26 protein-coding genes are annotated in these 26,544 nt (G+C 40.2%); 17 read left to right on the top strand and 9 right to left on the bottom strand.

Annotation, left to right across the window (positions count from 1 at the left end; genetic code table 11):
* Positions 1–6 precede the first annotated feature (6 nt).
* The 17 genes from ACLI50_RS12100 (at position 7) to ACLI50_RS12020 (ending at position 16,467) form a co-directional block, all read left to right on the top strand.
* On the top strand, positions 7–921 hold the full coding sequence (locus ACLI50_RS12100; RefSeq protein WP_411413888.1) for a carbohydrate kinase family protein: 915 nt from the start codon (positions 7–9) through the stop codon (positions 919–921).
* A gap of 11 nt (positions 922–932) precedes the next feature.
* Positions 933–2,177: a sugar MFS transporter gene (locus ACLI50_RS12095; protein WP_411413887.1), complete on the top strand. Its 1,245-nt coding sequence runs from the start codon at positions 933–935 to the stop codon at positions 2,175–2,177.
* A 5-nt stretch (positions 2,178–2,182) separates the two neighbouring features.
* The gene (locus tag ACLI50_RS12090) at positions 2,183–3,592 is read left to right on the top strand and encodes a carbohydrate porin (protein WP_411413886.1); all 1,410 of its coding nucleotides are present in this window, start codon (positions 2,183–2,185) and stop codon (positions 3,590–3,592) included.
* Between the two features lie 18 nt (positions 3,593–3,610).
* Positions 3,611–4,453, top strand: a complete 843-nt coding sequence (locus ACLI50_RS12085) for a sugar phosphate isomerase/epimerase family protein (protein WP_411413885.1) — start codon at positions 3,611–3,613, stop codon at positions 4,451–4,453.
* 161 nt (positions 4,454–4,614) lie between these two features.
* A complete protein-coding gene (locus ACLI50_RS12080) occupies positions 4,615–5,088 on the top strand; it encodes a Dps family protein (protein WP_411413884.1) in 474 nt (157 codons plus the stop codon).
* Positions 5,089–5,142: 54 nt separating this feature from the next.
* Positions 5,143–5,838, top strand: coding sequence for a LytR/AlgR family response regulator transcription factor (locus tag ACLI50_RS12075; protein WP_202842816.1), 696 nt, complete (start codon positions 5,143–5,145; stop codon positions 5,836–5,838).
* Between the two features lie 107 nt (positions 5,839–5,945).
* Positions 5,946–8,153 carry a hybrid sensor histidine kinase/response regulator gene (locus tag ACLI50_RS12070; RefSeq protein ID WP_395973280.1) on the top strand — a complete coding sequence of 736 codons (2,208 nt, stop codon included), beginning with the start codon at positions 5,946–5,948 and terminating at the stop codon, positions 8,151–8,153.
* 12 nt (positions 8,154–8,165) lie between these two features.
* Positions 8,166–9,224, top strand: coding sequence for an NADH:flavin oxidoreductase/NADH oxidase (locus tag ACLI50_RS12065; protein ID WP_395973278.1), 1,059 nt, complete (start codon positions 8,166–8,168; stop codon positions 9,222–9,224).
* A gap of 22 nt (positions 9,225–9,246) precedes the next feature.
* The gene (locus ACLI50_RS12060) at positions 9,247–9,798 is read left to right on the top strand and encodes an antibiotic biosynthesis monooxygenase (protein WP_395973276.1); all 552 of its coding nucleotides are present in this window, start codon (positions 9,247–9,249) and stop codon (positions 9,796–9,798) included.
* A gap of 202 nt (positions 9,799–10,000) precedes the next feature.
* Positions 10,001–10,558, top strand: a complete 558-nt coding sequence (locus ACLI50_RS12055; RefSeq protein ID WP_411413883.1) for a hypothetical protein — start codon at positions 10,001–10,003, stop codon at positions 10,556–10,558.
* A gap of 133 nt (positions 10,559–10,691) precedes the next feature.
* Positions 10,692–11,738 (top strand): cupin domain-containing protein, encoded by a 1,047-nt coding sequence (locus ACLI50_RS12050; protein ID WP_411413882.1) that lies wholly within the window; start codon positions 10,692–10,694, stop codon positions 11,736–11,738.
* A 5-nt stretch (positions 11,739–11,743) separates the two neighbouring features.
* The gene (locus tag ACLI50_RS12045; RefSeq protein ID WP_411413881.1) at positions 11,744–12,436 is read left to right on the top strand and encodes a YoaK family protein; all 693 of its coding nucleotides are present in this window, start codon (positions 11,744–11,746) and stop codon (positions 12,434–12,436) included.
* A gap of 4 nt (positions 12,437–12,440) precedes the next feature.
* Positions 12,441–12,902 (top strand): redoxin domain-containing protein, encoded by a 462-nt coding sequence (locus ACLI50_RS12040; protein WP_202842830.1) that lies wholly within the window; start codon positions 12,441–12,443, stop codon positions 12,900–12,902.
* Positions 12,903–12,904: 2 nt separating this feature from the next.
* Entirely contained in the window at positions 12,905–13,423 is a 519-nt protein-coding gene (locus ACLI50_RS12035; protein ID WP_202842832.1) for a DsbA family protein, read from the top strand.
* A gap of 50 nt (positions 13,424–13,473) precedes the next feature.
* Positions 13,474–14,295: an alpha/beta fold hydrolase gene (locus ACLI50_RS12030; protein ID WP_202842833.1), complete on the top strand. Its 822-nt coding sequence runs from the start codon at positions 13,474–13,476 to the stop codon at positions 14,293–14,295.
* Between the two features lie 130 nt (positions 14,296–14,425).
* Positions 14,426–15,979 (top strand): sigma-54 interaction domain-containing protein, encoded by a 1,554-nt coding sequence (locus tag ACLI50_RS12025; RefSeq protein ID WP_411413880.1) that lies wholly within the window; start codon positions 14,426–14,428, stop codon positions 15,977–15,979.
* 5 nt (positions 15,980–15,984) lie between these two features.
* On the top strand, positions 15,985–16,467 hold the full coding sequence (locus ACLI50_RS12020) for an SMI1/KNR4 family protein (RefSeq protein ID WP_395973270.1): 483 nt from the start codon (positions 15,985–15,987) through the stop codon (positions 16,465–16,467).
* 21 nt (positions 16,468–16,488) lie between these two features.
* Here ACLI50_RS12020 and ACLI50_RS12015 read toward each other — a convergent pair whose 3' ends face one another.
* The 9 genes from ACLI50_RS12015 to ACLI50_RS11975 form a co-directional block, all read right to left on the bottom strand.
* Entirely contained in the window at positions 16,489–17,112 is a 624-nt protein-coding gene (locus ACLI50_RS12015; RefSeq protein ID WP_395973268.1) for a TMEM175 family protein, read from the bottom strand.
* A gap of 116 nt (positions 17,113–17,228) precedes the next feature.
* On the bottom strand, positions 17,229–18,581 hold the full coding sequence (locus ACLI50_RS12010) for a sigma-54-dependent transcriptional regulator (RefSeq protein ID WP_395973266.1): 1,353 nt from the start codon (positions 18,579–18,581) through the stop codon (positions 17,229–17,231).
* Positions 18,582–18,593: 12 nt separating this feature from the next.
* Entirely contained in the window at positions 18,594–20,861 is a 2,268-nt protein-coding gene (locus ACLI50_RS12005) for a tetratricopeptide repeat-containing sensor histidine kinase (RefSeq protein ID WP_343643283.1), read from the bottom strand.
* Positions 20,862–20,906: 45 nt separating this feature from the next.
* Positions 20,907–21,572, bottom strand: coding sequence for a YoaK family protein (locus ACLI50_RS12000; protein ID WP_202842845.1), 666 nt, complete (start codon positions 21,570–21,572; stop codon positions 20,907–20,909).
* A 4-nt stretch (positions 21,573–21,576) separates the two neighbouring features.
* Positions 21,577–22,050 (bottom strand): Dps family protein, encoded by a 474-nt coding sequence (locus ACLI50_RS11995; RefSeq protein ID WP_202842847.1) that lies wholly within the window; start codon positions 22,048–22,050, stop codon positions 21,577–21,579.
* A gap of 1 nt (position 22,051) precedes the next feature.
* Positions 22,052–22,477, bottom strand: a complete 426-nt coding sequence (locus ACLI50_RS11990; protein WP_202842849.1) for a DoxX family protein — start codon at positions 22,475–22,477, stop codon at positions 22,052–22,054.
* Positions 22,478–22,489: 12 nt separating this feature from the next.
* A complete protein-coding gene (locus ACLI50_RS11985) occupies positions 22,490–24,379 on the bottom strand; it encodes an amidohydrolase (RefSeq protein WP_343643284.1) in 1,890 nt (629 codons plus the stop codon).
* Between the two features lie 6 nt (positions 24,380–24,385).
* The gene (locus tag ACLI50_RS11980) at positions 24,386–25,129 is read right to left on the bottom strand and encodes a M17 family peptidase N-terminal domain-containing protein (RefSeq protein ID WP_343643285.1); all 744 of its coding nucleotides are present in this window, start codon (positions 25,127–25,129) and stop codon (positions 24,386–24,388) included.
* A gap of 20 nt (positions 25,130–25,149) precedes the next feature.
* Complete coding sequence (locus tag ACLI50_RS11975) at positions 25,150–26,538, bottom strand: alginate export family protein (RefSeq protein WP_343643286.1); 1,389 nt, start codon at positions 26,536–26,538, stop codon at positions 25,150–25,152.
* Positions 26,539–26,544 lie beyond the last annotated feature (6 nt).

The following is a 26,544-nucleotide window of genomic DNA, read 5'->3' as shown; positions in this document are numbered from 1 at the left end:
CCTATTATGATAAAAAATAAATTAAATCACGTGGTATGTTTCGGAGAGGTTCTGTGGGACATCTTCCCTTCCGGATCCAGAGCTGGCGGTGCGCCATTTAATGTTGCCTACAATCTTTTTAAAATGGGAATCGACACCAAAATGCTAAGCCGTATAGGAAATGATGAATTAGGGCACCGTCTTCTTAACCAAATTCAGGATTGGGGAATAACAACAGATTTCATTCAGGTAGACCAGGAAAAGGCTACAGGAACTGTAATTGCTGATTTTGATGAGCATGGAGAAGCTGTATATGACATTGTAAAGGAAGTTGCCTGGGACTATATCCAACCTCTGCCGGAACATAAAGAACTGATTCAAAATTCAGAAGCATTTGTTTTTGGAAGTCTGATCACAAGAAGTGAAGCTTCCCAAAATACACTATTGCAACTTTTGGAATATTCAAAGTTCAGGGTTTTTGATGTTAATTTCCGCCCTCCTTTTATCGATTTTGAATTCATTAAAAAATTATTGCACAAATCTGACCTTGTTAAAATGAATAAGGCAGAGCTCAGAACAATTCTTGAATATCTCGGTGAAGACTATATTGATGAAGATACCAGCATTAAACATCTTAAGGCTTACTTTAATTTAAATGAAATTGTTCTGACCAAGGGAAGTAAAGGCGCCAGATATTTTGTGGGGGATACTGCCTATAATTTTCCGGCAGTTCATATTGAAATTGCAGATACTGTGGGCAGTGGGGATTCTTTTCTGGCCGGCTTCCTGTCTAAAAGAATTCAGGGAAAATCGCCGGAAGAGATCATGAAACAGGCAACTTCACTGGGAGCCTTTATCACTTCGAAATCAGGAGCATGTCCGGATTATACCTATGAAGAATTCAAGGCATTCAGAGAAAAAAACAGCTGTAAAACCTCTTAAAAACATACGATATGAATACTCCAAAATTTACAGATAAGAAATACTATATCATCCTGTCCTTTGTTACCTCTTTATTCTTTTTCTGGGCTATTGCCCTTACCATGGGTGATGTTCTGAATAAGCATTTCCAGAACGTTCTTCACATTTCGAAGTCCAAATCAGGGCTGGTGCAGCTTTCCATTTTTGGGGCATATGCATTAATGGGCGTTCCGGCAGGATTATTTATGAAAAGATTTGGTTATAAATTAGGGGTCATCCTGGGACTTTCATTGTTTGCACTGGGATCTTTTTTGTTTATTCCGGCAGCCAATACTTCTTCTTTTAACTTTTTCAGACTGGCTCTTTTTGTTCTTGCGATGGGAATGGCAACCCTTGAAACAGTAGCCCATCCTTTTGTAGCTGCTTTGGGGGATGAAAGGACGAGTGATCAGAGGGTTAATTTTGCACAGTCTTTTAATGGTCTGGGAGCTATTATCGGTCCTCTTTTAGGCGGATATTTTATTTTCGGAACTCCTGATTCAGGATCAGGATCCCTGGATTCAGTAAAAAATCTTTATACCTGGATTGGGATTGTCATTCTCGCGATTACCATTATTTTCAGCTTTATCAGAGTTCCTGATCTGAAAGACCCTCATGCAGAAGATATCATCATTTCAGACAATGAAAAAGGAGAAGATGTTTCCGTATCAGATCCGCATGCACCACTTTACAAACAGAGACATTTTATATTTGCAGTTATTGCCCAGTTTTTTAATATTGCCGCACAGGGCGGAACCTGGGCTTATTTTATCAATTACGGTGTCGAAAAAATGCACCTTCCGGAAATACAGGCTTCCTATTACTTTTCTTTAAGTATGGCCATGATGATGATCGGAAGATTTATCGGAACTTTCCTGATGAGATTTATCGCTCCCAACAAACTGCTGGCTATTTTTACCGCATGTAATATCGTTCTGTGCCTGATTATTTCCCAAAGTTTCGGATGGATATCATTTGTAAGCCTTATTTTGCTCAATCTGTTCCTCAGTGTGATGTATCCTACCATATTCAGTCTTGGGCTTAAAAGATTAGGATCTAAAGTTCAGCAGGCTTCCTCATTCCTGGTTATGGCCATGTTTGGAGGAGCTGTTTTTCCACCGATCATGGGAAGAATTGCTGAAAAAGATATTGCTCATGCATATCTGCTTCCTATTCTTTGCTATGTTGTTATTTTATTATTTGCATTAAAGTACTACAAGCCTAAAACACTTAAATAATCCCTATGAAAACAAAGCTTTTATTAGCCTGGCTCATGTTACTTACATGTGCTGGCAGGGAAATTAATGCCCAGATCACGATAACCAATAAAAAATTTTCCTTCGGAACAACCGGAAGAATCGGAGCCGGTTATTCTCCGAATGCCGACGGAAAAACAGGAAGACAGCTGAATCTGAACAACCAGGGATCTTTAGGAGGCAGAATGGATCAGGGAGATTACGTAGATTTCTTACCAGCCTTCCATTTTAGCCCGGTGGTGAACGGTGACAGTACAAAAAGTACAAAGATCGATATGCAGGCAAGACTGAGCTTTTATTCAGGAGGGACTTTTCTGGGAAATGTAGACTCAAAATCTAATCAGGGGATGATTATTGCCTTGCCGGAAGCCTTTGTTGAAGCAAGAAACATTATGGGAAGTGACTGGGATGTCTGGGCCGGATCAAGATGGCTGAGATATGATGACATTCACATTGCAGATTACTTTTATTTTGATGACCATTCGGCAACCGGTTGGGGTCTGAGACATAAAAATACAAGGTTTTCAATGTTTTTCCCGGCAGCTATTGATACTGCAGCCAGCAACTCCACTCCTTATTCTTACACCAATGTGATCAGCGGATCAAAAAACCTTATCTACAGGCAAAGGGAAGTTTTTGTCCTTGAGCAGACCCTTCCATTTAAAAATACAAAGCAAAAGCTGAAATTACTGGCAGAATTTCATCATGTAGAAAAATCAGGGGAAAATTCTGTAGAGCAATATCCATCGGATCAGGGCTGGGTTTTTGGAGCTAAATTAAATTCAGATATTCCAACAACAATTCCGGGTTCATTCAATCAGATTTCTGTAAGATACGGGACAGGAATTGCCAATGGAGGTGATAATGGTAATACACAAACCTGGCGAACCTACGGAGCTCCTGATGAGGTCACAAAAACGTATAAAGGAGCTTACTCTTTTACGGTTGTTGAACATTTCCTCTGGAATATTTCCAACCGGTGGTCGCTTAATCCCTATGCTGTTTTCACCAAAAGTAAGGGAGGATCAACCAGTACTGATAAAGCGATGGACTATTATAACCGTGAAATTTTCAACAAAAAAACAGAGTTTAATACAGGAATCAGGGCCACTTATTACTACAACAACTGGTTTCATATTCTCTCTGAATTTCACTATGCAACACGAAAAAACGGAATCCAGGATGCGGCATCAATGATGAAGCTGGTTTTAGCTCCTACCATCGTACCTACCGCTGAAAGAAGTGTCTGGGCTAGACCTCATATCCGTTTTATTGCAGAAGTATCAAGATATAATAATGAGGCTATGAACAGTCTTTACTCACCGTTTTTACAGCAATCAGGAGCCAAAAGATATGGGACTTATTTCGGAATAAGAACGGAATGGTGGATTTTTTAAATTAAATAAAAAAATATAATGAATATAAAATTAGGGGCTTCCCTACTCTCCTGGATCACTCCGTTATGGAATGCGGAATCAGGAAAATATGCGATAGAAAAAACGGCTCAGGCCGGATTTGATCTGATCGAAATACTGTTACCTGCATCAATGGATTTTGATGCCAAAACCGTAAAAAAACAACTGAAAGACAACCATCTGGAAGCAGTATGCTCACTGAACCTTCCCAAAGACGCTCATATTGCATTCTATCCTGAAGCTGCGGAAAAGCTTATCAAAAAAGCCATCGATAAAGTATATGAACTGGAAACCCATCTTCTGGCTGGTGTCCTGCATGGCGGAATCGGTGTTTTTACAGGAAAACCACTTACAGAAAACGAAAAAGAAATCATTGCTGATGTGTGGTGCCATGTGGCGGATTACGCCCAAACCAAAAGTATAGATATTGCCATAGAGCCTATTAACCGCTATGAATCCTATGTCTGCAATACGGCAGAAAATGTACTGGAACTTATTAAGAAAACGGGCCGAAATAATCTCTTCCTTCACCTTGATACCTTCCATATGAATATCGAGGAAGATAATTTTTATGACCCAATCATCAATTCCGGAAAAATGCTGAAGCATATTCATGTTACAGAATCCCACCGGGGTATGCTGGGAGAAGGAACTGTCAACTGGGAAGAGTTTTTCTCGGCATTGAAAAAGATCAATTTTGAAGGGAATTTGGTTCTTGAAAATTTCAGTTCCTCAATTCCGGGAATGCAGGAAAAGGTTTCATTATGGCAGAAATCACCTTATGATGCTCAGACATTGGCAGAAGGAAGTCTTGCCTTTTTAAAGAAGCATCTCAGCTTATAAAATTATCTGTTATATTATTCTGAAACTTATGGAAAGCGGAAATTGTCCGCTTTTCACCGATTGATTCTGCCCGTTCGCCGAAAATACAGATTGTTTTCCAGGATTATGACTGACCTTTACATCAGAAAAAGGCAATAATGCTCAACTAAAATCTTATTATTATGAAAACAAAAATCGGAATTACAGAAAAAAACACTGAAGCTGTTGCAGAACAATTAGCAAAATTATTGGCAGATGAAACACTGCTTTACATTAAAACAAGAAATGCCCACTGGAACGTAACCGGAGATAACTTCCATGCCAATCACATTTTCTTTGAAGAACAATACAAACAACTGGATGAACTGATTGACAGCGTGGCAGAAAGAATGCGTAAAATCGGGCACTATGCACCTGCCACGATGAAAATCTATCTGGAACTGACTCATTTAACGGAATACAGTGAAAGAACCAATGACGGTTTGGGATATATGAAAGACTTGTTAAGTGATCATGAAAGCATTATCGAATCTCTCCGCGGAAATATCACTCCATTTGCAGAAAAGTATAAAGATTACGGTACCAGCGATTTTATTACAGGTCTGATGGAAACCCATGAGGAAATGGCATGGATGATCCGTTCCTATTTCAGATAACACAAAATAAAAAAGTTATAATTATCTTTGTGTAAACCATAAACAACTATACCTATGAAAGCCTTAATCGTGGATGATAATGATATTGCAAGAACAACATTAGCACACCTTGCCAAACAGGTTCCGGATCTTTCCATTGTCAGCGAATTTTCCAATGCTATAGAAGCTTATCATTATCTTCAGTCCAATTCCGTCGATCTGATATTTCTCGATATAGAAATGCCGGAAATGACAGGAATTGAACTCACGAAAACGCTTTCCGGTAAAGAGACCATCATCATTTTCACGACCTCAAAAAAGGAATATGCACTGGAAGCCTTTGAGCTTAATATTGCAGATTACCTTCTGAAGCCCATTATGCCGGTCAGATTTCTGCAGGCAGTAAGCAAAGCACAGACGATTCTTGAAAGCAGAAAAGAGAATGTGGAAATCACAAGGGATGAGTTTCTTTTCGTGAGAGATTCCAATATTACAAGGCGCTTAAAACTGGATGATATTTTCTATGCTGAAGCCATGGGTGATTATGTAAAGTTTTATACCAAAGAAAAGATGTTTGCCATTCACGGTAAAATGAAAACAGCTGAAGAACGTCTTCCTAAAGATCATTTTATAAGAGTTCACCGTTCCTATATTGTTTCTGTGGGTAAAATTGACACTCTTCAGGACGGCGGTATTATGATCAACGGTAAATTCATTCCTGTAGCAGATGCCTACAGGAAAGCACTCAACATGAGAATGAATGTCTTTTAGCCTTTGCCGGCCATCAGAAATCTGACTTCCTTTTTTGATCTCAATCCCTGAACAGTTTAGGGTTTAATCAACCTTTATCTGCATTTTATTTAAATCAGACCGTTATTATGAAAAATATATCTTCAGTAATGGATAACAAGCGATTCAGCTATTTTATTATCCTGACATTTATTGCAGGCTCACTCCTGCTGATAGCTGTTCAGCTCAATTCTGCAGGAAATACCAAGGCACTGATTCAGAATAACAATACCTTGCTGAGCGAATTACGTTCCAGCAATCACTTAAGGGAGATTGACCGTGATATTCTGGGGGTGGAAAGCAGAATCAGAGCTTCTATTGCAACAAATGACACCACGCATCTCGAAGGCATTGATCAAAAAATCAGTCAGATTGAAAATTTCCTGGATTCTCTTTCCAAAGACAATGTAAACGCCGAAGAAGAAAAGCTGATCCACAGGTTAAGTGTTCTTGCCATGGAAAAGAAAACAACCAAAGATAAACTCCTGCACCGTTATCTTTCTGTTGGAAACATGGACGATAATACCTCCATTGCTAATCCGCGTGCAAGAAAAATTTCTAATGAAATCACCAGCATCACGGCTAAAATATATGAAAGCAGAAAACTGAATATGGTTGAACTCAGCCAGAAAAGTGAGGAAATGGGGCAGAAAGCAAGATTTTATGACATTTCAATATTGGTCTTACTGATTTTGGGAGGTTCTGTCGTTGGGTATCACATTCTTCGTCAGTTTAAACGTCAGAGATTACTCATAAGCGAACTTGATATTGCCGAGAAAAAAGCGTTGGTAGCGGCACAGACCAAAGAAAATTTCCTTGCCAATATGAGCCACGAAATCAGAACTCCTTTAAGCGGAATTCTCGGTTTCACCAATTTGCTGCAAAAACGCCCACTGGACGAAACCTCAGCAGAATTTGTTTCTTCCATACAACGTTCCGGAGAAAACCTTATGGCCATCATTAATGACATTCTTGATTTATCCAAAATAGAAGCAGGAATGATGCGCATTACCCCGGGAATTTTCAGCATCAATGGTCTGGTTAATTCCGTAGAAACATTTTTTACAGAACGGGCCAGAGAAAAAGGACTTACCATTTCCAGTACGATTGATCCTTCCATTCCTGACACATTGGTGGGAGATGCCACAAGACTGACCCAGATTTTAGTGAACCTCATCGGAAATGCCATAAAATTTACCCACCAGGGAAATATTTCTGTTGAAATCTACAGTAAACAGAAAACAGAGAAGGAAGCTGTTCTGGGATTTAAAATTTCAGATACGGGAATTGGAATTGACAAAGAAAAGCTCACTGAAATCTTCGAAAGATTCAACCAGGGAGAAGACTCAACAACAAGAAATTACGGCGGAACAGGATTAGGCTTATCCATCGTGAAAAGCTTAATTGTACTTCAGAACGGAAACATCGAGGTGAGCAGTGAACAGGGCAAAGGAACTACATTTCATTTCTATATTCCTTACGGAATTGCTGAGGAACAGCTTACTGTCATTCCAGCTGTTGATCCCCACTATTTTAAAGATAAATCCAATACGCCCCTGAAAGTACTGGTGGTTGATGATAATGTGATCAATCAAAGCCTGATGAAACATCTGCTCTCCCAGTGGAATATTGATTTTCATATTGCATCGAATGGTCTTGAAGGAGTAAGTTATCTCAAAAGCAATGCATGTGATCTGGTTTTAATGGATATACAGATGCCGCAGATGGATGGATATGCTGCCACCCAAAAAATACGGGAAGAACTCAAACTGGATATTCCGATCATCGCAATGACCGCCCATGCGCTGGCAGGGGAAAGAGAAAGATGCCTGAGCCGTGGGATGAACGAATATATTCCTAAGCCTGTCAATGAAGAAGAGTTGTTTATGCTGATTTCGAAACTCGGGTTTAAAGAAAATAATAAAAACGAAAAGAAAACCGAAAATCCATCATCTGACTATCAGTATATTGATCTCACTTATATGCAGACGGTAAGCGGCGGCGATAAAAGCTTCGAACAAATGGTCACTCAACAGTTTATTGAGAATATTCCCAATCATCTACAGAAATTGACAACAGCTTATGAAAACCGGGATTTTCCAGGGATGAAACTGTGGGCTCATGATCTGAAATCCAGCATTGCCATCATGGGATTACATCCTCTGTTAAAGGAAAAACTTGATATTCTTGAAACAGCATCAGCAGAAAGCTCTGATCTGCAAAAAATACTGACAGAAGTACAGAACGTTTTGTTGAAAGCCGTTTCTGAAGCTGAAGCATTTTCAAAAACAATTTAAAAATAAGAAAAAATGAATTTATTTTCACCCATACACATTCGCAGTCTTACCTTAAAGAACAGGATTGCACTATCTCCTATGCAGCAATACAGCGCTAAAAACGGAGTTCCCGGCAACTGGCATCTCGTTCACCTCGGAAGCAGGGCTGTTGGCGGTGCAGGATTGATTCTTACCGAATGTACAGCCGTTTCAGAAGAAGGTCTGGCAACATTATCTGATGTAGGGATCTGGAACGATGAACAGAAAAATGCCTGGAAAAACATCGTAAATTTTGTGCATGAACAGGATGCAAAAATAGGGGTTCAACTCTGGCATGCAGGAGGAAAAGGCAGCCTGAAACATCCCAATGAAAGAATGAAACCTCTCACTCCGGAAGAAGGAGGCTGGAAGGTAAAATCATCTTCTGCCCAGGAATTCAACGGAGTTTTTGCTGAAGAACTCACCATTGATGAGATCCAGGGGCTAAAGACGAAATTCGTTAAAGCAGCCCTTCGTGCTCTTGAAGCAGGCTTTGATACCATTGAACTGCATGCAGCGCATGGTTACCTGTTCCATCAGTTTTATTCCGCAGTGATCAACAAAAGACAGGATGAATATGGCGGAAGTTTTGAAAACAGAATCCGTTTCCTTGTGGAAACCGTTCAGGAAGTCAGAAAAGCTATTCCTGCTGAAATGCCTCTTTTCGTAAGAATTTCTTCCACTGACTATATAGAATCTGAGGAAGCCTGGACTCTGGAAGACAGTATCAGACTTTCGGAAATCCTAAAAGAAAACGGTGTAGATTTCATTACGGCATCCGGCGGCGGATTTACCAATGTAAGCAAGGATAAGGTATTTCCGGGATATCAGGTTCCTTTTGCAAAAGCCATTAAAGAACAGACCGGGATTCTGACAGGAGCTGTGGGAATGATTACTGAAGCGGAACAGGCCAATGATATCATTGCCAATGGAGATGCAGATCTGGTGATTATCGCTCGGGAACATCTTAGAGATCCTTATTTTGCCATTCATTCAGCCAGAGCATTAGGTGTTGAAACAGAAATTCCGTGGCAGTATAAAAGGGCATATTAAATTAACCAATAAAAAATCAGTTATGGAAAATCAGGGTGCCTCCGTAGTGATTACCCATCATATTCTGGATGGAAAACAATCACAGTATGAAAAATGGCTGGACGAAATTGTGCCTGTCACCAAACATTCTGAAGGCTTTATTGATCTGCAGATTATTCGGCCGATTCCCGATCTGACTTTTGTGTATACCGTCATTATCCGTTTTGATACGATTGACCATCTTAAAAGCTGGATGGAATCGGATAACCGGAAAAAGCTTATTGAGAAAGCCAATCCGCTGTTCAGAAAAAATGACCATTATCAGATCAGATCCGGGCTTGATTTTCTTTTTACGACAGAAAATGAAGGGAATAAAGTTCCGGTACGCTGGAAACAGTTTCTGGCAACCTGGTCTGCCATTTATCCGCTGTCTGTACTTATTCCTGCTTTGATCATTCCTTTTTTACGGTTTTTACATATTCCGGCCAATCATTATTCCGACGGATTCATCAATTCCGGAATCATCGTTTTTCTGATGGTATTTGCCGTGATGCCCAATTATACCAGGCTGATCAAAAAATGGCTGTATAAATAACTCTATCTAAAAATTATCCTTTATCAATCACTGTAACCTACAGTGATTTTTTTGTTTTCAGGAACGTTTGTCCTGTTATCGTTTGAACATCATCGCCTTATTCAACGACAGTTTTCGCCTGTTGACCGAACAGCATTAAAAATTAAAACAACCGGTTTGTAGCTTTACATCATCAATAACATCACAATCAAAATCAACAACTATGAAAATCTTACAAACTCCCGAAAACGCACTATCTCACTCAAGCGTAAGTGCCATCATCCATGCACCCATTGAAAAAGTGAATATCGCAGACTGGCTGCTTAATCTGCCGGACGCCGAATATCAGCGCTGCTCTACCCAGCATATCGGAGCTGCTATTTCAGTTACCTTTGATGGTAAGCCGGTATCTTTAAATGTAGAAACCATTGGGGATGCACTGATGGTACAGCATTATGTTGCAGATGTTCACCGCCCCGATTACTGCCGCATGCTTTCCATCTCTGATTCAATTACAAAAAACGGACGTACAAAAGTTCAGGTTCTATGGGAACTGAAAGTGACAAAGATTGATGAAAACACCTGTCTTTATACCAATGAAATTCATGCGACAGCCACCCCCGAAATGTTTGAATATCTGAAAGAACACGGGATCAACCTTGCAGATGCCGCTGCATCAAGACAGGCTGCTTCTGATGCCCACAATCATGAGGAAACACCAAACTTTGCAAAAAGCATTGAAAATAAAGCACTGACAGGTCAATATAACCAGCCTTTTTAAAAAAGTAGCAACCCTCTATATCCTCAACGACTCATTTTGCCTTTTCACCGAATGACATCAAGAAAAAGTAAAATTCAGAAGTAGCTTTACAATAGCAAAAACAAAGAGCATTAATCACAAAAAAAATAATACTATGAATCCATCATCATTAAGTTTCAGATACGAATTAGAAAAAAAAGAACCGCGTACCAATGACGGTGGTACAACAAGAGGTGCTTCCGTAAAAGAATTCCCTGCTTCTGTAGGTATTGCAGGAGTTTCCATGAGATTACAGCCCGGAAGCATGAGAGAACTTCACTGGCATGCCAATGCCGCAGAATGGGCGTATGTAATTTCAGGAACGGTACGTACAACGATTATCCATCCGGACGGACGAAGTTATACTGATAATTTTGAACCCGGGGATGTATGGTATTTCCCGAAAGGCTACGGACATTCCATCCAGGCTACCGGAACAGAGGAATGTCATTTCATTCTGATTTTTGACAATGGTAATTTTTCCGAAGACCATACCTTCAGCGTTACAGATTTTGTGTCAAGTATGCCTCCTGAAATCGCTGCACAGAATTTAGGACTAAGCCTTGAAGAAGTAGCAGAACTTCCACAGAAAGAGGTTTACTTCGCAGCAGGAGTTGTTCCGGATGAACTGTCCATTAATGCCACAGCCCGTCCCGAGGAATCAGACATTGAACTGATAAGCCTTCACCGATATCCTCTGCATTCCCAGCAGCCAAGAATCATTCCCGGCGGTGGGCTGCAGAGACTGGTTACGAGTAAGGAATTTCCGATCAGCACCACAATGGCAGGTTCTGTGCTGGAGCTGCAGCCCGGCGCTTTAAGAGAAATGCACTGGCATCCTAATGCAGATGAGTGGCAGTATTTTATATCCGGACAGGCAGAAATGTCGGTATTCCTGGCGGAAGGAGTTTCTGTCACAGAACAGTTCAATGCCGGTGATGTAGGCTATGTACCTATGGGAGCCGGGCACTATATCAAAAATACAGGAGATACCGTCTGTAAAGTATTGATCGGATTTAATAGCGGTACCTATGAATCCATTGATATCAGCGAATGGCTGGCAGGAAACCCGAAAGATGTGGTCAGTACGAATTTCGGATTGAAGGAAGGAGAAATAGAAAAATTTCCGGAAAAGAAAGTATTCATCAAACCTGGAAAATAACTCCTGTGCTTCCGGAAACAAAAATCCTGCTTCCTGACAAGACTGTCAGAACACAGGAGAAACTGGCAGTATTCCTTGCTTTTATCGCAGGATATACAGATGCTACAGGACTGATGCAATGGAAAATCTACGTTTCTTTTATGAGCGGCAATACGACCCAGTTAGGTGCAGCAGTTTTCAGTGAAAAATATGGTGTTATCATCAGTTCTGTCATTGTAATCATCTTTTTTCTGGCGGGGATTTATACAGGAACGTGTCTATCATTATCAAAGAAGTTCAGAAGCACAAAGATAATCTTCTACACAGTTTCCGGCATCATGATCCTTTACAGTATGACTGATTATTATGAGCATATTGCTCATGAAGTGTCTATAGCTGTTATCGGTTTCTCAATGGGTCTTATGAACACCATTGTCACTTCGGTAGGTAACCAAAAGATCAATACCGATTTTGTGACAGGAACTTTAAACAGTCTGGCAAGAACAGCTGCTCTGTTTGTCATGAGTAATCAGGCAGAGGAGCGGAAGGAATACAAAATAAATATCTTTCATTTGTTATTCTTATGGATGGGCTTTCTCTCCGGTGCTTCAGCAGCTCCTTTCCTGCTCTCTTATTCAGGAAACTGGACGTTGATGTTTCCGGCAGCCTTACTGCTCATCTGTGCATTCACAATACCAATTACAACGATTAAAAACTAATCCTATGCTAGAAAAAAATACGGTTGCCCCTGATTTTACATTATTTGCAACCCCGGACCAGAAGATTACCTTATCCGAATTCAGAGGACGAAACGTTATCCTTGCATTTTACCCGGCAGACTGGAGCCCGGTGTGCAGTGACCAGATGGCATTGTACAACGAAATGCTGAAGTATTTCAAAAAATATGATGCGGAGATTTTCGGAATTTCCGTAGACAGCAAATGGTGCCATCTGGCATTTTCACAATCCAGAAACCTGCACTTCCCACTGCTTGCAGACTTTGAAGCCAAAGGAGAAACAGCCAGGAAATATGGTGTTTACAATGACGAAGAAGGAGAATGCAACAGAGCCCTTTTTGTCATCAATAAAGACGGTCTCATCGAATGGAGCTACCTCTCTCCCACCGCCATCAATCCTGGCGCAGACGGAATTTTAGAAGCATTAGAAAACCTTAACATGAAATAATTATGTCACTTAAACCATCAGTCAGCAATGCTGACCATACTCAGGGCAACTCAGATGCCAGCTTAGTCATTGTAGAATACGGGGATTATCAGTGTCCTTACTGCGGAGCAGCCTATCCGGTTCTTAAAGAATTAATGAAAGAATTCGGAGATCAGATCAGATTTGTATTCAGAAATTTTCCGCTGTCAGAAATGCATCAGTATGCAAGAACGGCAGCACTGACAGCAGAAGCGGCAGCTTTGCAGGGAAAATTCTGGGAAATGCATGATGCTATTTATGAAAACCAGGAATACCTGAATGCTGATCTTCCGTTAAAGCTTGCAGAAAAACTGGGATTAAATATTTCCCAATTCAAAGTTGATATTCATAAGAAGGAATTAGCAGAAAAGGTAGATACAGACTTTGAAAGCGGTATCATCAGCGGAGTGAACGGAACCCCTTCATTTTTCATTAACGGAAATAAATTCAATGGCGGTGCAGAAGACCTTTTCCAGTTGGTACGTGAAAATACTGCCTATTAATCAGAAAAATATTTAAACAAAATCAATTCATAACATTAAAAATAAACAACATGAGCACATTAACATTAAAAGACGGAACAGAAATTTTTTACAAAGATCAGGGACAAGGCCCGGTATTAATGTTTCACCACGGATGGCCTTTATCATCTGACGATTGGGATGCACAGGTAATCTTCTTCCTGCAGAAAGGCTACAGAGTGGTTACTCACGACAGAAGAGGCCACGGACGCTCCAGCCAGAATATCTACAATCACACTATTGAGCAATACGCTTCTGATGCCGCAGAACTGGTTGAATTCTTAGATCTGAAAGATGTTGTACACATCGGGCATTCAACAGGCGGTGGTGAAGTGATCCGTTATGTGAATAAATACTCGAATGGAAGAGCTAAGAAAGCAGTTCTGATCAGCGCCATTCCACCGGTAATGGTGAAAAGTGAGAATAATCCTGACGGTGTTCCTATGGAAGTTTTCGACAATATCAGGGAACAGACGATGAACAACAGAAATCAGTTTTATTATGATCTGACTTTCCCTTTCTACGGCTACAACAGAGAAGGTGCCAATATAAAAGACGGTGTTCAGAGAAATTGGTGGAGACAGGGATTAATGGGCGGAATTGTTGCTCATTATGATGGGATTAAAGCTTTTTCAGAAACAGATTTAACGGAAGATTTAAAAGCTGTTGACATTCCTGTTCTGGTGATGCATGGTGAAGATGACCAGATCGTTCCTATTGCCAATGCGGCATTAAAATCAATTAAATTATTAAAGAACGGAAAGCTGATCACGTATCCGGGATTCCCTCATGGTATGCCGACTACAGAGCATGAGACGATCAACAAAGACCTTTTGGAATTTATCAGATCTTAAAAACAATCTCTTTTCAATATACTGAAGATGAACTTTAATGGTTCATCTTTTTTATTTCAGGTATTGTACCACTCACATGCAGATCTTTTTCAATTTTTACTATCTTTAAACTTTCAAGTAAGAATTTTCTATGAGTAAGCCTTCTGATCCCAATGCAGAAATGATGAAACGCCTGCAGGAAATGCAGAAAGAACAGCTTATGATTTCCCGTTTAACCAAAGAGTTGTCTACCATTTTAGATAAGAAACAGCTTCAGCTTGTTATCAATACATCTTTCAAAACTGAACTGGGATTCAATGATTGTATGATGATCAGGGATGTAAAAGGAAATATTGAAATACTCAGCAGCCGGAATGAAAATCAGAACCATACCACAGATCAACAGCTTGACAGGTATGTAAAAAACTGTCTTGATTCTGCGGAGCCTCTTCTTTTTGATCTGAAAGAATTGTCACCGCTTCCTTCCTGTTTTACCGAAGCTAAAAATTCGGGAATGCGGATGGCTGTCGGATTGGGACTGCCGGCTGTCAGTGAAAGTAAAAATGTACTTTTCCTTTTCTACAGAAGCTTTATTTCAAGAGATACAATTCCGGAAAGAATTTTAAACGGTATTTCTACCCAGCTTTCCATTACCCTTCATAACATTGATGTTCAGGAGCAGTTGAAAACATTTCAGGGAAATATCCGGGACTTTCCAAAAGAAATTGAAGAAGATAAGAAAAGCGTACACGGCTTTCACGGAATTGTGGGAAAAAGTGAAGCGATGCAGCTCATTTTCGAACAGATTTCGCAGGTAGCACATTCACAATCCAACGTGATTATCTTTGGAGAGACGGGTACAGGAAAAGAACTTATAGCACAGGCGGTTCATGAACTTTCGGAATTTTCGGGAAAGAAAATGATCAGGATAAACTGTGCGGCTATTCCTGCCAACTTAATAGAATCTGAACTCTTTGGTCATGAAAAAGGAAGCTTTACCGGAGCAACTGAACAAAGAAAAGGAAAGTTTGAACAGGCCCACAACAGCACCATTTTTCTGGATGAAATTGGCGAACTGCCTCTGGAATTACAAGCCAGGCTTCTGAGGGTTCTTCAGGAAAAAGAAATTGAAAGAATTGGTGGAAACAAAAGGATTAAGGTGAATGTGCGGATCATTACGGCCACCAACAGGAATCTTGAAAAAGAAGTGGCGAAAGGACGGTTCAGAAGCGATCTTTTTTACAGACTGAATGTTTTTCCTATCCATCTTCCTGCCTTACGGGAAAGAAAAGAGGATATTCCTTTGCTGGCAGACTATTTCCTTGAAAAGCTCTATCCTAAGACAGGCAAAAAGATTAATGGTTTTTCTCAGAACGTGGTTAAAATGATGATGGCTAATCCATGGCTGGGTAATATCCGTGAACTGGAAAATATGGTTGAAAGAAGCATGCTGACAACAAAAGGAGATATGATCAGGGAAATGGATTTTCCAAAAGTTATGAACGCTCAAAATACGGATCAGGATTTTCAGGTTAAAACATTGCAGGAATTTGAAAAGGAATATATTTTAAAAATAATCAAAAAATGTAACAGCCGTATTTTCGGGGAAACAGGTGCTGCGAAACTGCTGGGATTACCACCTACAACACTTATTTCCAAAATGCAGAAACTTGGAATAGAGAAGGAACATTATTATAAGAAATAATCAATATGGAAATAGAGCTTTTAAAATATTTACAGAGTAATCCGGCAGCATATCCCAATAATCAGGAATATGAAGGAAGGATAAAACCAATTTCGCCTATAGAAATACAACAGCTTGAAGTAAAATATAACAATGGACATTCTTTTCCAAAAGTTTTAAGAGAGCTTTTATTTCTCGCAGGAAATTATTGCTATGTTCTTGATTATAATATTTTTGAAACTCAGGAAGAACTTCAAGATGCTGCCAGGTCGTGGTTATTGTTCTATAATAGAAATATTAACAGAAACTTTTTTGTTGTTGATGCCTATAATGCTGGTGATCAATTTTTATTTATATATCTGGATGAAGGAGATGATCCAATAATAAGACAAGCCTATTTACCATCAAGGAGCGATATTCAATTTATTACATCACTTTTAAACAGGACTCTCTCTCAATATATAGAAGATCAGATAGATGTTGTAAAACAAGGATATAATCCTTTTTAATCAACCATTTCTAAATACAAATCATCCCTTTTTAATACTCATTTCTATTTTCCCTGAAGACAACGCCCAGAAAATCCAAAGTCCTAAAATGATCAGCAGCGACAAGGCCGGGATCCAGAACGACAGGATTAATGCCATAACATAAATAGGAAGTCCATACAAGTAGTTATTGTGGATCTTTTTTATAGCCGCATCGGTAATACCCGGGCGCAAAAGCTTTTTGTTACGGGTGGCCAGAAACCATAATAAATTGTAAGCAAGATTGATCAGGACAAAAATACCGGTATAAAGTGCCACAACAACAGAAGAAGCTTCGCCGTCAAAATACCTTGCCAGCAAAGCGGTAGGATAAGAAACTGCCGAAACCAGGAAAAGAATCAGTCCATTGGCAAACATAATCGCTGAATTCCGGCTGTAGATCTGTTTGAAGATCTTATGATGATTCACCCACATGATGAAAATACTGAAAAATGAAAGGATAAATGCCAGAAATGCCGGCCACTGATTCTTCAGAAAGACCAGCAGATCATTCCCGTTTTGTATTGAATTTTCTTCAGGAAAGTGAAGATCCAGCACCAAAAGCGTAACGGCTATTGCAAAAACACCATCACTGAATCCTTCTATTCTGAGTGTTTCTTTTTCCATAATTACCTGATTGATTTATTATTGTAAAGGCATAATGATTTTATTCTCAAACTATTTGAAGAATTATGATTAAAAAATTGAAAGAAAATATGGTCTCCGGCTAGCTTTCCCCTGAATTATTTATAGCCTTTGTCAATTCCCAGTTTTTTCATTTTGGAATATAAAGTCTGAGCTTGTATTTTCAAGAGCTCTGCAGCACCGCCCGGCCCGGAAACTTTTCCGCCGGAAGTCTGAAGCGCATTCATGATATGATCTCTTTCCATATCTTCCAATGATTTCAGCGGACCCAGTGTTTCTATAGGTTTTTCAATAATTTCAGGCAGATCGAAACGTTCTATTTCCGTTGTTTTGGCCAGAAGAACACTTCTTTCAATAAGATGCTCCAGCTCACGGATATTGCCGGGCCAGTGATAATTTAACAGCTGTTCTAATGCTTTTTCACTGATAGATGTGATATTTCTTCTCGAAGCAGCGGCATATTTATTCAGGAAAAAATGGGCCAGCAATACGATATCTTCCTTTCTTTCTCTCAGCGGAGGCAGTTCAATTGGGAAAACATTCAATCGGTAATACAGATCCAGCCTGAATCTTCCTTCCGCCACTTCTTTTTCCAGAGAACGGTTGGTCGCTGCCACAATTCTTACGTTTACTTTAATCGTGTTATTTCCTCCCAGTCTTTCAATTTCTTTTTCCTGTAAAACTCTCAGTAATTTAACCTGTGAGTCCAGTGGCAGCTCCCCTATTTCATCCAGGAAGACTGTTCCTCCGTTGGCCTGCTCAAATTTTCCGATTCTCAATGTATTGGCTCCGGTAAAGCTTCCTTTTTCGTGTCCGAAAAGCTCGGATTCGATAAGCGCATGCGGCAGTGCAGCACAGTTGACTACAACAATAGGATGAGCTTTGCGTTCTGAAAGCTCATGAACGGAATGGGCTACTTTTTCCTTTCCCGTTCCGCTCTCCCCAACCACCAGAACAGACGTATCTGTAGGAGCCACTACCCTTATTTTTTCAACGACATCCTGAAGCACCTTGCTTTTTCCGATAATTCCTTCAATGACTTCGTTATTTCCGGTATCAGTACACAATTCACAGCCTCTTTCCATGTCATATCGGTATCTGGCAATGTCTAGCATAACAATCATATCACGCTCCCGGAAGGGTTTTACCATAAATCCGTAGGGCTGTGTTTCTTTCACTGCTTCCAGGGTAGACTGGTTGGTATTGGCTGAAATATAAAGAAAAGGGAGGTTCATCTCACGCAGTTCCCAGGCAAGATCAATTCCTGTGAGATCACCTTTTAAGATGATATCAAGAAGTACCCAATCCGGCTTATTATCTGCAATCAGTTTTCTGGCCTGAACCACTGAAGATGCAATTCCTGTAACCTGATAACCGGCCTTCATCAGCATCAGTTTCAAATCATTGGCTACAATAAATTCATCTTCTACAATTAATATTTTTTCTTTCATAATAATCAGCCTTTAATTTGAAGGAGTTATTTCTGTATTTTTTCTGAAGGTAATCGTCACTTTTAAGCCCCCTTTGTTTTCGAGATTGAAGGTTCCGTCCAGCTGATCGGTAAGCCCGCGCATCAGATTCATTCCCAAAGATTCTGTTTCTTCAATATTGAAATCTTCCGGAAGCCCTACTCCATTATCTGAAATCATCAGTTCACAAAGGTCATCACCAATATTTTTAAATGAAACGAAAACTTCCCCTTTCCGGTCATCCGGAAATGCATATTTTACGGTATTGTTGACTGCTTCGTTAACGATCAATCCCATAGGAACCGCCTGTGCAACATCAAGAAATACTTTATCGGTATCCACTGTAAAATTAATTTTCCTGTCAGATGAATAACATTCTTTGATATAGGTAATCAGCTCATAAATATACCAGGACATGTCAATCATTGAAAGATTATCAGACTGATAAAGTTTCTGATGGATAAGAGACATGGCATGCATTCTGTGCTGGCTGTTCTGGATGGCCATCAGGGCATCTTCATTATCCAGATAAGCCGACTGCGTATTCAGCAGGCTGATCACAATCTGCAGGTTATTTTTAACCCTGTGATGGATTTCCTTTAAGAGCCATTCTTTCTCGGAAAGTAATTTCTTCAGCTGTTCGTTCTGTTCATCAATCTGCTTACGTTTCAGTTCCAGGTTTTTATTGGCATTGCTTTTTAATCTTGAGCGGTTATACAGCAAAGCAGCAAAAAGGATCAGTGCCAGAATGCTTCCGATGAAGACATATCTGATAAAGGTATCATTGGCAATCTTAATATCCTGCAGTTTTGCTTTCTGGGTCAGCAGCTGAATATTTTTATCTTTCTGTTCTGTCTCAAACTGAATTTTAAGACTGTTGATCTGCTTGCTTTTTTCACCGTTAAAAACAGAATCGGAAAGCTTTTTGTACAGCTGATAATGCTGTATGGCATCAAGGTATTTTCCCTGTATGGAATCTGCTTTGAACCACATTAAATGGTTTTCCGAACGAAGCATATCATTTCCGTTATTTTTGGCTATCGAATCAAAAAGTCTGGCTTCACGATACATTTTATCAAAGTTCCGGGTCTGGTAATGATAGAAAACAAAGCTTCGCAGCAATGAGGCCTGCTGATTATTTTTTTCTGCATTTTCACCATAATAGGCCACCAGTTTTTTGTAGTAGGCTTCAGCTTCATTAAACTGCTTTAAAATAGTATAGGTGCTGAACAGGATATAGTTTTCTGACATTTCAAAATCCTTGTCTACTATGGGGTAACGTTCTCTGTACTCTTGTATCATGGTAATGGCCTGCTTAAACTTTTTCTGCCTGATCAGCATGGTAGAAATATTATTGGCCACCGTTCTGATGTAGGTGTTATCTTTGTTTTTCTTTGCTGTGGCCAGTGATTTTTCCCAATACTTCATGGCATCATCATTTTTACGGAGATAATAATATACCATTCCGATATTGCTGTAAATAGAGCACATCTGCAAAGAATAATCATTCACACTTTCGGCTGTTTTTTCTGCCAGAAGACCATAACGGAGTGCTTCCTCATAATCCGCTTTCTGAATTTCAACCTGAGAGATAAGATTATAAACACTCTGTAATTCTCTGAATTTAACGGACTTATAAACAGACAGGGATTGTTTGAGCAAGCCCAGAGCCTTATCAGCATTTTCCTTGATGTAGTAAAGCTCACCCAGATCTTTTAAAACACCTGCCTGATTCAGTTTTGATCCTGAATTCTTAAACAGTTCCAATGCTTTTTCTTTCAGTTTGATTTTAGTATCAAAATATTCGGGGTTATTGTCATACATATATGATAATTCATTGTATGCTTCTCCGGCCTGCTCTTTAAAATGATTTTTTTCAAAATAAGAAAGCGCCTGTTTCATGTTGGAAAAAGCAATCGTTTTACGGCCTCTTTCTTTATCTATTTTAGCCTCCAGAAATATGATTTTTCCGGCAGACAGCAGATCTCCGGATTTCACATTGAGTGCTTTTGCCTGTCTGTTCAGAATAGCGGCACTGTCGAGGTCAGCTTTCAGCTCTCCTTTTTTGGTAATGTAATAGTTACTCAGACGCAGCAATAAAGTGATTTTCTGAGTAGTATTGGCGGAAGAGGAAATCTGTTTTCTCAACAGTGCAGGATTTTCCTGGGTCTGTGCTTTTATACTGTATGAAAACATCAAAACCAACGAAAAACATACTATCTTTAGTAGATTTTTAGATAAAAAATAAAGGCTGAAATTCATTTTTTAAAGGTAATCTATTATCCTGTAATCTGCCATAGTCCAGAGCTAGTTTTTACGGTGGTAAAAATAGCAGATGATCATTGCCAGTCCCGGTAAAATCAGTGTTACCAGCCCATATTGTTTTCCTGCATAAGCTCCTAAAAAACAACCAACCAGAAATCCAAGAATGGTAATCAGCTGTTTCTTCAGGCTTGCCCATGCTTCAGGGTGGTGAAAGCCGCTTGACAGAAGCGTTCCGAAATCCAGGGAAGCCTGGGTTACATTTCCTGTCATCATGGTAGTCGGGCCATGGGTTTCCTTTGCATAAAGTTTTCCGAAAGCATTCTGAAGCCCCATTGCAAAAACGGTAATCATAGCCACAGTATACATGATGACTTCTGAAAACATTCCGTAGTAACTGAGAACAGCAACAATAATTCCGGCTAAAAAGAGCAACGCTCCTTCCCAGAATAGCAGCGTATAATGATTGATAACCTTTCCGGCGATTCTTCCTCCTGCCATAACCGCAAGAATAAAGACCGGAAAAGTAAGCAGCTTTACCCAGGCGTGAATATCCGATCCCTTCACAAACTGATAGGCAAAGACAATAAAGTTTCCCGTAACATGCGCCGAAAAAAGGGCATCTGCCGATACAAAAGTCACGGTATCGCAATATCCGGCAATCATGGTTAACAATAAGGTGACAAAACCGATATTATGATTTACTTCCATTTTTCTATTTTAAATGTGAACGCAGCATCCAGGCCATTTTCTCATGGGTTTCCAGCAATCCGGTAATATAGTCGCTCGTCCCTGAATCACGGAATTCAACAGCGAAGTTTTCAATATTTTCACGAAGATGAATGATGATACTTTCGTGGTCGGAAAGAAGTGTTCTGATGTAAGTCAGACTGTCGTTCGATTCCAGATGATGTTCGGACAGATGCGTTAATGCCAGGTACTCCCTTAAAGTGGCCGGTGCATAATGCCCCAGCGTTCTGATTCTTTCCGCCAGATCATCGATGATGTCGTCCAGCTGCCCGTATTGTGCTTCAAAAAACAGATGTTTATTATAAAAGTCGTGACCTTCGACATTCCAATGTGCTTTTCTTGTTTTGGTATACAATACAAATTCATCTGCTAAAGTGGTAACAAGCACTTCAGCAACTTTTGCTAAATTTTCGTTTTTAATTCCGATTGAAGTTTTCATTTTATAAAATATTTAATAAGTAATAATCAAGTGAATATCTTCCTGCTCCCAAGGCAAGAATCAGTAACAGGGACAGCGTATACATGAAAGGAACGTCCCGTACTTCCGGTGAATCTTTTCTGTGAACCACAAAATATCCGATAGCCGTTACCCCGATTGTCGGTAAAACGGCAAGCCTGGTTCCCAATCCTGAAATAATCAGAAACGGAACCACCAGATCAGCAAATGAAGCCACTATGGCATTGAGTTGATCAGGCAATCCCAGAGGGTTTGGAATCACTTCCCTTTGTCCGTTTTCCAGCCTGAATTTCTTTAAGCCATGGACTCTGAACAGCTGAACGGCAAGGAGTACCCGGAAAACCAGGAATGAAGCATCATTGAATGGTGAACCTAAATCTGATGAAAGGATCTGTTTTAAAATTTCCATGTGTATTGATAGTTAAAAAGCAAAGCACGAACAGCCTAAAGCTCCCCAGAATGTATGGTAATTATTAACGGGCACATTGCTCATTCTTGCCTGGTTATGGTTATGATGATGGATATCGCAGCTTCCTCCACAGCTATGAATTTGTGAGGTCAGCGGTGCTTTTAAATCCTGTTTCGCATTTTTCTCAATTTCTTTCTGAAAATGTCCGCCTGCAGGGTAATATCCGTTATAAAGATTGGTGGGAGACCAATCCGGAAGCACAGGAATAGATGGTGGTGCATAGGATGAGAATGTTCCTTTGGCATATACTATTTTCCCGTCTACAATGGTCATTTCTGCTTCAATATTTTTAATCTCTTCATCATCAATCGTGAAATAATCCTGATCAAGAACTGCCAGATCGGCAAACATTCCTACTCTGATATCACCTTTTTTCTGCTGTTCCTGAGAGAACCATGCGCTGCCTTTTGTGTACAGTTCTAATGCGGTTGCTCTGTCCAGCTTTGTTTCGTGGTACAATTGAAGTCCGCCAACAGTTTTTCCTGCGGTCAGCCAGTACATGGAAACCCACGGATTGTAGCTGCTTACTCTTGTGGCATCCGAACCTCCACCTACAGGAACTCCCATTTCCAGCATTTTTTTCACGGGCGGCGTACTTTCTGCCGCTGCGGAACCATAACGGTCTGCAAAATATTCTCCCTGGTAAGCCATTCTGCTCTGGATAGCAATTCCGCCGCCAAGCATTTTCACCCTTTCAATATTTTTTTCATCAATGGTTTCCGCATGATCAAAAATCCATGGCAGGCCGTTGAAGGGAATATCCCGGTTTACTTTTTCAAAAACATTTAAAAAGCGGGTGATGCTTTCATTATAAGTTGCGTGAAGTCTGAATGGCCAGCGGTTTTCTACCAGTAAACGGACTACTTTTTCAAGATCTGCTTCCATGTTTTCAGGCAGATCCGGTCTTGGCTGAAGAAAATCTTCAAAATCGGCTGCCGAAAATACCAGCATCTCTCCTGCCCCGTTGTGGCGGTACATGTCATCGCCCTGGTATAATTTTACAGTATCGATCCAATCGCTGAAATCTTCAAATTCATGCTTAGGTTTCTGGGTAAAAAGATTATAGGCAATTCTTACGGTAAGCTGTTTTTTTTCATTCAGTTCGTTCACCACCTGATAGTCGTCCGGGAAATTCTGGAATCCTCCTCCGGCATCAATGACGCTGGTAATTCCGAAGCGGTTCAGTTCTGTCATAAAATGCCTTGTCGAATTCAGCTGGTGTTCGTAGGAAAGCTTCGGGCCTTTTGCCAGTGTTGAATATAAGATCATGGCATTGGGTGTCGCAATAATCAGCCCTGTGGGTTCACCATTAGCATCTTTTTCAATATGTCCGCCTGCCGGAGCCGGGGTGTCTTTGGTAAATCCTACCGCTTTCAATGCTGCCCTGTTCATTAAAGCCCTGTCGTATAAATGCAGGATAAAAACAGGTGTTTCCGGAGCAATGGCATTAATTTCCTCCAAAGTAGGCATCCTTCTTTCTGCAAACTGGAATTCGGACCATCCTCCCACGACACGTACCCATTGCGGAGAAGGTGTACGGTCTACCTGATCTTTTAACATTCTGAGCGCATCGGCCAGTGAGGGAACGCCGTCCCATCTTAGTTCCAGGTTGTAATTCAATCCGCCACGGATCAAATGGATGTGAGAATCATTGATTCCCGGCACCACTCTTTTCTTTTTAAGATCAATCAGTTCCGTGGCTTCATCTGCGAACTGATCTGCCAGTCCGTCATTTCCAACCGCGATAATTTTTCCGTCTTTAATGGCCACTGCAGAAACTTCCGGAGTTTCTTGATTGAAAGTGTGTATTTTTCCGTTGTATACGATAAGATCTGCTTTCATCTGTAATTATTTGGTATTCAACTTCGAAATCGCCTCCTGAATTCCTCCTCCGGCAACGGTGAAAAATGATGGCCCGGCCAGCAGAATCAGTTTTTTTAATTTCATTGTATCGGATAAATGCTGAGCATTTAAATAAGACTGTGTACGATAAGCATCAAAAGCGCCCAAAACCACATTTTCTGCTACTAAAGCTGTCGGAGAATCGATTCCTGCATCTTTGATATCGCTGGCAAATGATGCAGTATGTACTTGCAGTTTCAAAGCTTCTCTCATGGCAACACTTCCTACTTCTTTCATGATTCCGGCATCGAAAGAGTTTCTGTTCCCGAGGCCGATCAACAGCAGTTTTCCGGAGGCAAGGCTTCCTTTTGGAGGATTAATTAATAAGGTTTCCAAAGCGTGTCCTTTGAACTGTCCTTTTTTACGGACTTCTGTAATAATTCCTTTTAATGCTTCATCCAGATGAACCATGCCGTTCAGTTCTTTGGGAAGCGCCGGCGGATTGAAAATATCTCCTTCCGTATACTCGAAAACACAGGCGATCTGTAAATCTGCTTTGGCGGCAGAAGGTCCCTGCACCAGTCCTACAACAGAAATACCGTCAACGGTTCCCCATGTTTTTGAGGTTCCAATAGCTGTTTTTTCTGCAACAGCCTGTGCTGAAACGAAGTGAGTTCCCGCAGTTGCCAACACCAATGCTGTAAAGAGTGTTTTTGACCAATTGATGTATTTTGAAATTGAATTTTGCATAATAAATGATTTAGTAATGATTAAAATTTGAATCCCAGCCTGATATTCCAGAAAACACCGCTTTTTGCATCCTGAATGATATCTTCAATAAAAGACCCTTTGTGGAAATACTGAAGTCCGCTCACCAAAGAGAAGTGTTTGTTGAAATTATAGGTGAAACTGGTTAAATAAGCCGTTCCGATATATCTTTTATCTGAGCTGCTTCCGGGACGGTTCAATGCGCCGCTTGGCCGGTAAACTCCGTCATTCAGGGAATATCGCCAGTTGAAGACAACATCCATCTGCATTTTGAGTTGAGACGTCAGATCAAGGGTTATATACGGATGAATATCAATTAAATTGACAGCACCCACCTGCGGACTGAAGCCGAAATACCCTCCTTTTGGATATAAAGGATTAAATGTATTGAGCTTACCATCATTTTTAGAATGATCTCCTGATATATAATCGTTTCTCAGATTGATACTTGGTCTAAATATAAAGTTTTCAAAAAGATAACCTATATCTACAGATCCTGTCCACGCACTGATCTTTTCATTTCCGAAGCGTCCGAACTGATAGGCCGCTTCCAGGTTATAGATAAATCCACCGCCATATTTCCAGAGCCTTCCGCCAACTGTGTGACGCTTTTCTCTTGCTGTTCCGGCTTCAAAAACAGATTCATCTCTACGGATTCCGAGGTAATACAGATCCAGATTTCCGGCTTCAGGAATAATAATTTTGGAATAAAGCCCCCAAAGATTAAGCTGCTTTGAAATGGTATTATCAAAAACGCCGGTCTTGACAGAGTCTGCCATCATCGCAAAAGCATCTACGGAAACATTTTTATAGGAATACATGATTTTAGCTCCTGTAAAAGACAACCTTGCATTCGGTCCTTCCCTTACAGAAATTAATCTGCCGGAACCGTAGTCCAGTTCCTGTCTTCCCAGTCTCACTATCAGCTTCTGATCATCCTTATTCACCAAACCTACATCCAGAAAGAGATTCTGAATACTCAGCTGATCTTCATCAATGCCTCTTGAACCGTTTTTTCTTCCGTTTTGCAAAGCACTTCTGATCTGTGAAAATATTCTGAAGTTTTTCCCGAAATGCCAGTCTGCATGAAGGTCATAGCGCTGCAGGAAAAAGTCGTTGTGTCCTATGTTAAGCCGTCCCCAATCTTCGTTGTTGAAATCCACATATTCATACCTTGCCTCGCCACCCAATGAGAGATAGATATCTTTCTTTTCATTGAGAGGGAGATATTTAATTTTGTCATAAAAGCTTTTGGTGGAATCTTTCAGATATTCATAATTTTCGTCATACCTCAGAAGTTTAAAGCTCTGGGAGGATAAAGTTTCAGAACATAAAAGAACTGTTATGAAAAAAGCTTTTAAAAACAGTATTGAAGGTGCAGATTTCAACATTGAAAA

The organism is Chryseobacterium cupriresistens, from assembly GCF_046614675.1.
Classification (GTDB): domain Bacteria; phylum Bacteroidota; class Bacteroidia; order Flavobacteriales; family Weeksellaceae; genus Chryseobacterium; species Chryseobacterium cupriresistens.
This window is presented reverse-complemented; position numbering and strand designations above follow the sequence as displayed.